General features: G+C 32.6%; 9 protein-coding genes. 7 read left to right on the forward strand and 2 right to left on the reverse strand.

Translation table 11 applies throughout. The features are described 5' to 3' along the window. Positions 1–160: 160 nt before the first annotated feature. Positions 161–970: an AAA family ATPase gene (locus RTR43_RS25215; protein WP_312476751.1), complete on the reverse strand. Its 810-nt coding sequence runs from the start codon at positions 968–970 to the stop codon at positions 161–163. A gap of 372 nt (positions 971–1,342) precedes the next feature. Between RTR43_RS25215 and RTR43_RS25220 the strand changes: the two genes are divergently transcribed. The 5 genes from RTR43_RS25220 (at position 1,343) to RTR43_RS25240 (ending at position 3,452) form a co-directional block, all read left to right on the forward strand. Beyond that, complete coding sequence (locus RTR43_RS25220; protein ID WP_312476754.1) at positions 1,343–1,708, forward strand: DUF5412 domain-containing protein; 366 nt, start codon at positions 1,343–1,345, stop codon at positions 1,706–1,708. Between the two features lie 184 nt (positions 1,709–1,892). Beyond that, positions 1,893–2,387 (forward strand): DinB family protein, encoded by a 495-nt coding sequence (locus tag RTR43_RS25225; RefSeq protein ID WP_312476756.1) that lies wholly within the window; start codon positions 1,893–1,895, stop codon positions 2,385–2,387. Positions 2,388–2,525: 138 nt separating this feature from the next. After that, a complete protein-coding gene (locus RTR43_RS25230; RefSeq protein ID WP_312476757.1) occupies positions 2,526–2,840 on the forward strand; it encodes a hypothetical protein in 315 nt (104 codons plus the stop codon). 47 nt (positions 2,841–2,887) lie between these two features. Then, a complete protein-coding gene (locus tag RTR43_RS25235; protein WP_312476759.1) occupies positions 2,888–3,157 on the forward strand; it encodes a hypothetical protein in 270 nt (89 codons plus the stop codon). Positions 3,158–3,209: 52 nt separating this feature from the next. Beyond that, positions 3,210–3,452 carry a hypothetical protein gene (locus tag RTR43_RS25240; protein WP_312476761.1) on the forward strand — a complete coding sequence of 81 codons (243 nt, stop codon included), beginning with the start codon at positions 3,210–3,212 and terminating at the stop codon, positions 3,450–3,452. A 131-nt stretch (positions 3,453–3,583) separates the two neighbouring features. On the opposite strand, the gene RTR43_RS25245 is transcribed toward RTR43_RS25240, so the two are convergent. Then, positions 3,584–4,000: a hypothetical protein gene (locus tag RTR43_RS25245; RefSeq protein WP_312476762.1), complete on the reverse strand. Its 417-nt coding sequence runs from the start codon at positions 3,998–4,000 to the stop codon at positions 3,584–3,586. A gap of 516 nt (positions 4,001–4,516) precedes the next feature. On the opposite strand from RTR43_RS25245, the gene RTR43_RS25250 reads away from it, so the two are divergent. Further along, positions 4,517–5,077 carry a sigma-70 family RNA polymerase sigma factor gene (locus RTR43_RS25250; RefSeq protein ID WP_312476764.1) on the forward strand — a complete coding sequence of 187 codons (561 nt, stop codon included), beginning with the start codon at positions 4,517–4,519 and terminating at the stop codon, positions 5,075–5,077. Further along, entirely contained in the window at positions 5,067–6,395 is a 1,329-nt protein-coding gene (locus RTR43_RS25255; protein WP_312476767.1) for a sigma-E factor regulatory protein RseB domain-containing protein, read from the forward strand. Before RTR43_RS25250 ends, RTR43_RS25255 begins: the two co-directional genes overlap by 11 nt. Positions 6,396–6,549 lie beyond the last annotated feature (154 nt).

Here is a 6,549-nt window from a genome sequence, read left to right on the forward strand (position 1 = left end):
ATATTTATGTTGAAATATAGAGTAAAGATTGTGAAGGTTTTTACTTAAACTAACGTGGCAGAATAGTTCAATAATGGAACCTACAAAAGTAAATAATTTGACATTTTTGTTGGTTCCTTTATTATATGCCTTCTGAAGTGCCCAAAAATGTTTCTGTCATTTATTCAAATTCATTCTTACGGTCTCTGAAAAAGTCGTAGAAATACCTTACATTTTCAAGTTCCGTCCATCTATAGGTTCTCAAAAGGGGAGCGTCAAGATTATAGATTTTAGCATCTAGTGTTCCCAACATAAATGGCGAATGTGTCGCTATAACAAACTGACAGTTAAAAAATCTAGCCTGTTTATTGATTTCTTCCGCCAACTGAATTTGGTTTGTCGGTGAAAGAGATGTTTCAGGTTCATCGAGCAGGTATAATCCATTAGGGGCAAGATACTCATCAAATATTTGCATGGATGTTTCTCCGTTAGAATACTTCTCATTGGCAAACTTCATAATCTCGATTTGTTTGTACATCTGTGAAGAGTGTTTCAACTTTTCCAAATTTTCCTTAGTATACCCCAATTTAGAGTGCTGGTACATGTAACCTTCCTTAAGAACTGCTTCCTGCTGAATCTTCTTAATCTCATATAAAATATCTTCGCTTTTGATGTACTGACTATTAGGCGGTATTCGATTTGACTCTCCGTCACTCTTATTTTCGCCTAGGCTGTATGAACAATCCATCATGTAATCTGGCGGGTATGTATTATAACCATTATTTGTAAGGTCCTCAGCCCCCGTAATATTCAGCTTGTTTGCTATTAAATTTAACAGCGTGGACTTGCCCGAACCGTTGTTACCATACAAAACTGTAATGTTATTAAAGACAAACACTTCTCCAGTTATTTTTCTAAACACATTGTATGGATAGGCATTAGGGTTCTTGACTGTATGAGGGGAAAGTTTAAAGCTTTTTAAATATATCATATGGGTAAACCTTCCTTTGGGAAAATGAATAGCTATAATCAATACTAACATCATTTTACCACGTTTGCAGAAATATAGAGTGAAGGTTGAATTTATGTTGTTCAGCAATGCTTTTTCTTCTAAAGTGTAGGAATACCTTAGTCTATGAGGTATTATAAGTGTTAAATTAGACTATTCATACCTTCTCTTCTTACTATAGGGGTGCAAGAGTATAAGAATGGGACTGCTGCGGCAATCCCTTTTTCTTATTGTACTAAATGGCAGGATAGTTCAATAAAAATTATTTTATTACACATAGATATTCTATGTATACTTATGGTAAAATTATCCTCAGAAAGTCTCTTGTAAAACTGTTAGGCTAGGAGGAGAAAAATGAAGAAGAAACAAATCATTACACTTGTCATTTTGATTCCTTTATTATCGTTTGGATTAATTGGATATGGAGTGTATTGGGCATTTTTTGATATGAACCGTTTACCTCAGGGTGATTTGATTTCAGAAATGGACTCTCCTGATGGAACTTGGACGATAAAAGCTTATGTTTCTTCTGGTGGAGCTACCGTAGGCGATGCAGTTCGTGGAGAATTAAATTTTAATAAAGAGAAAAGGAAACCAAAGAATATTTATTGGAATTATCGTGAATATTCAGCAAGCATTAATTGGATAAATAATAATACGGTTGAAATCAATGGTCACAAATTAAGTGTGCCTGATGACACTTTTGATTTTAGAAGATAATAAATAGTAACGGTGACTATAATTTAAGAAGGATCGTAAAGGCAGCGGTCCTTTTTTCTTATTGAAGTAACTGGCAGGTTAGCTTAATAAGAACAGGACAATCAATATGCTATGTAGAATATAATAAGATGACATTGTTTAAAGATTTAGAAAAAACAGTATAAAAAAATTAGGAGTGTTTGTTATGGTTCATGCAAAAGATGTTTTATCGGATCAGTTGTTGGCAAATGCTAATGACCCAAGTTGGTACCTACCATTTTCAGATTCAGTAGAAAGATTGTCTGAGGAACATGCATTTTGGAAGCCAAACGAAGAAAGTAATAGTATTTCTGAAATTGTGCAGCATCTACTATATTGGAATCAAACATGGCAAACAAGGTACCAAAAATCTCACGTTGATGCTGTGCCTTCAATAGGAAATAATAATAACAGCTTTATTATTCCTGAAAATCATACTTTTGCTGACTTAAAAAAACAACTATTAGAGGTGCTTTTACGTTGGCAAGAGTTATTATCTGAAGAAAAAGTTGAGAGAGAAGTTAATGGTTATCCTGGACACGTGAAATGGTGGGCAATACTCGGAAATGTGTCATCTCATAACGCATATCACATTGGTCAGATCATTTATATCCGGAAGTTGCAAAATAGCTGGAAAATAGATGCAGGTGTAGATAAATAAATAAAAGTTGCACTAGTGCCTACTTGAACTAACAGGTAGCGTTTCTACAATAAGTGGAGACGTTTTTTCTTCTTCAGCTAACTGGCAGGTTAGTGCAATAAGACGTGTTAAAATAGTAGTAAAAATAGGAGTTTTTGTATGGCAGATATAGAAGCGAAAATAACATTCTTAAAAGCTGACGAAGGTGGAAGAACATCTCCTGTTTATTCAGGGTATCGTCCAGCCCATTTGGTAAACGAGGATTATTTAACAACTGGGGTACATCATTACTATAACAAGGAAAAGGTTGAATTAGGTGAAACAGTGTTAGGAACAATTACATTTATTACCCCAGATGCGTATCCAAACTGTTTATGGATTGGAAAAATAATATCTATACAAGAAGCATCCCATATCGTTGGATATGCAGAAATAACTAAAGTTTTTAATGAATCCTTAATAAAAAAGGTATGAAAAAATAAAAGTGCAAATCAAGTGCGGTTTAAGGTTGAGGTGAGTAAATGACTGACTTAGATAAGATGATTTTAAGAACATTCATTGATGAAGAAAATACTTTTTTTCAAGTTGAAAATTATCTAAATTATAAAGGTATAACCCAAACTAGAGAACAGATAAAATCAAGGTTAGGTACTTTACTCGATATGGGGTTAGTAAAACTATTCGATGACCCGTCTGGTGGCAAAGTGAACTTTAAAGACAGTAATGACGAATTCGAAGAAGACTATTGGTTTGTGCTAACTGAAGAAGGAAAAAGTCACTTAAATGTTTAAAGAACTTATTCAAGTAACGGGTGCTTGAGTTCAAGAAAAGGAGTGCAAACATATGGAACATTACAGTTATGAGGAATTTCTTGAATATTTAAGTATAGGTGAAGAGATTCATTTTATTTATAAAGACGAAACATACTATATAGGTCGTGGAACTGGTCAATTTATGTTTTGGAAGTTCCATGATTCAACTAGTGAAATCATAGGAGAAGATCTTCAAGATTTACTTCGAAAAGTGAAGCTGGATAATAAATTCATTAAGGAAGTATGGGAATTAATTGAGATTGAAGTTATGTAAGTAGACGCTAAATGTTAAGCTAACGGGTGCTTTAGCGAAAAAAAGGTTAGGTTGCTACGGCAGCCTTTTTCTTATTTTGCTCTAACGATTCAGATTTATAAGATGCATAAAATAAACCTCATTTCTGAGGTTTATGGCTTAAAATTCAATAATCCCAAGAAATTGCTTGTATTGCCTTGAAATTTAAAGAAATGTGGTTGGTTCTCATTGTCAAAAATCAATAAATATGGATTTTCTTGAACAGGAAAAATAATCATTACTTCATCTACAAGGTCATTGAACCATTGATTTTTAACCGTAACATTAGGTTCTAAAGGGATTTTTATCACAAACCCATTATTAGGATATGGGTTCAATTTCACGTAAACCCCTGTTATTCCATCAAGAAATTTCTCTACTTCTTGTTGTAAATCAGGGTTTTTTTGAACATTTTTTATAACTTTACCTTTTTTTATATCGATAATTTGTATTTGATGATTAGTTTGAGCCATAGCATTGGTTGTATATAGTATAAAAATACAAAAACTTTTTAAAACCTTTTTAATCACTCTAATCACCTCAAAGGTATTTTCCCCAATAATTAAGGTGGTATTAAAACGTCGATTATGTAGCAGAAATTTTGAGTTTGTGAATAATTGTACTTAAACAAACGGGTGCGTTAGTTGAAGAAAATAAGCTTATTTGCATCCGTGTTTCTATTTTTGTTATTCCATTAAAGGACGCAATTACAGAATAAGAATTGTACTCTTTCTTTTTGTAAAGGGCCATTTAATGGAATAAGATTTCTAAACAAAACTGGATATTTATGTTAAAATTTAATGTGAGATCGTGAAGAAATGGACTTAAATTAAAGGGTCAGTTTTAGTTGAATAAGAAAATTATTCTAAACACAGTCTCAAGAAGGTAATATTGAATTGAGCCAAAGTAAACTGCTGCCATTTTTGGTGGCTTTTTTAATTGATAACAAATTGATTTTCTTAAGATTTTTTTATGAAAAATTAAAAATAGAACCTTTATAAAAATCGAATCGTCTAATTATAAAAAATAAGGATCGGAGGAGAAAAATGATCGACATAGTAGATGACTCAAAATCAGAACCCATAAATAATTTAAATCGAGAAGAAAAGCTCAAATGGTTAATGGAGGCTTATGGCAATGATGTTATTAGACTAGCTTATACTTATTTGAAACAAAAACAACTGGCTGAGGATGTGGCACAAGATGTATTTATCAAGTGCTATGAAAAAATGGATACCTTTCGAAATGAATCATCTTATAAAACATGGATAATACGAATTACTGTGAACAGATGTAAAGATGTTTTGAAAAGCTGGTCCTTTAAAAATTTGTACTTTACAGACTTTTTTAGACCTAAACAAGCAAATATTTCTCTTGAAAATCAATTTTTGGGTGGAGAGGAAAATGAATTAATATCAAAACAGGTAATAGAGCTGCCAGTGAAATTAAGAGAGGTCATTATTTTATTTTATTATCAGGAGTTTTTAATTGAGGAAATATCGGACATGTTAAAGATTAATCCCAATACGGTTAAAACTAGATTGCATCGTGGACGCCAGAAATTAAAAGAAAGTTATGAAGGAGTGTGGGCAATTAGTGGAAAATAAATTGGAAAATTTAAAAGAAAAAATGGATGACACCATTCTAAGAGATGTTTATTTTGATGATAAGCAGTATCAAAAAGTTTTGAATTCGATTAAAAAATCTAAATTTCAAAAGCAAGTGTCTACACTGAAAAATAAGTTTAATTCTCTGCTTAGTATTTCAGTCGTTTCTATCATGTTTTTAGGTATCACATATTTTGTTGGAACGCAGCTAAATTTATTTAATGGACCAGAAGCGCAACAAGCTAATGAGCAAAAGGAAAATAAGCAAGAATCATTAAATAAACCTTTAAATCAGAAAACGGCATATATACCACCTAAGCAAGAAGAAAAATATGATGAAATGACTAAAGAAGAGATCTTAACTAAAATGATCAACACGGTAGATTATTTTGAAACAGCTAGAGGCGAATATAAAATTCATTATAGCTTTAATCCAGGTTATGAGATAGTTGAATATGCTATTAGCTTAAAACATGAACCAGGAGGATATGGCAAAAGAACACTTGATACTGGTGAAATTTCTTCTCAAGAATTTTATAAAGATGGAATTCTATGGTCGCTTAATGAATCCTCAAAAACCTATATGGAATCGCGAGTACTGGAAGGCAGCCAACAAAGAGGAACTACACTAACATTAGATCAAGCATTTTCAACGGCTTTTGATGGAAAGCCCCTAACCAATCATAGAGAAAGACCCCCATTTGGGACTGCAAATGAAACCTTGTTTCCTTATGAGATTGCCTCAAACTATACACGAGATTTAAGTAAATGGGAAATAGAAAAACAAAATGAGGAATTACTTGGTCATAACACGCTTGTGATAAAAGGGACTAAAAACCATAGAGATTTCCAATCATTCCGCTTTTGGGTGGATAAGGATACAGGGATTTTAGTTAAGTATGAGACTTATAACGCTAATGGCGATATTGTTGATTACTTACACCCGACAAAACTGGAGGTTAATGTGCCTATTGACAGTAAAAAATTTACACCGAATTTAGAAGGATATAAAAATAATAATATGTTACGCCAAGAAGGACCTATGATGACAACTGGTAATATTGATGAGTTAATCCCTGAAGAGTTAAAGGGACAATGGGAAGAAGCAAAGAAGAAAACAAATGAAACAACGGTGCTCGAATTAAATGGTAATTGGTATATATATGTAAAAAAAGGATACCTTGTAAACTATATTGAAGTTAACGGCAAGGAAGGGACACTATATCTAGCGAAAACCTCTGCTCAAAAATCACAGCATAATTTCCATGCCATTGCTGAGGGGTATAAAGTGGACTCTCTAAAAATTGTTTATGAATAAATTTTAAAACATAGCCATAAGATTTTTACTAAATGCCTAATTAAAGCATCGCATTTTTTAGTAACAAAGCAGATTGTGAAATATTGTACTTAAGCTAAAGGGTGCGCGCGACAAGTTCTGTTATAAGCATTTAGCTCGTGAAATACAGGAAGTT

The organism is Neobacillus sp. (assembly GCF_031988165.1).
In the GTDB taxonomy this organism is placed as follows: Bacteria; Bacillota; Bacilli; order Bacillales; family Cytobacillaceae; genus Neobacillus; species Neobacillus rhizosphaerae.